1 rRNA gene is annotated in these 255 nt (G+C 55.7%); it reads left to right on the top strand.

The window, feature by feature from the left end:
* Positions 1–255: ribosomal RNA gene (locus tag C9411_RS25425) — 16S ribosomal RNA — on the top strand; the annotation flags it as partial.

The following is a 255-nucleotide window of genomic DNA, read 5'->3' as shown; positions in this document are numbered from 1 at the left end:
CCAGACTCCTACGGGAGGCAGCAGTGGGGAATATTGCACAATGGGCGCAAGCCTGATGCAGCCATGCCGCGTGTGTGAAGAAGGCCTTCGGGTTGTAAAGCACTTTCAGCGAGGAGGAAGGTGGTGAACTTAATACGTTCATCAATTGACGTTACTCGCAGAAGAAGCACCGGCTAACTCCGTGCCAGCAGCCGCGGTAATACGGAGGGTGCAAGCGTTAATCGGAATTACTGGGCGTAAAGCGCACGCAGGCGG

The sequence above is a fragment of the Serratia sp. Nf2 genome, from assembly GCF_003028435.1.
Lineage (GTDB): Bacteria > Pseudomonadota > Gammaproteobacteria > Enterobacterales > Enterobacteriaceae > Serratia > Serratia marcescens_L.
Note: the sequence above shows the minus strand (reverse complement) of the source record. Positions and strands in the feature narration are given on the sequence as shown.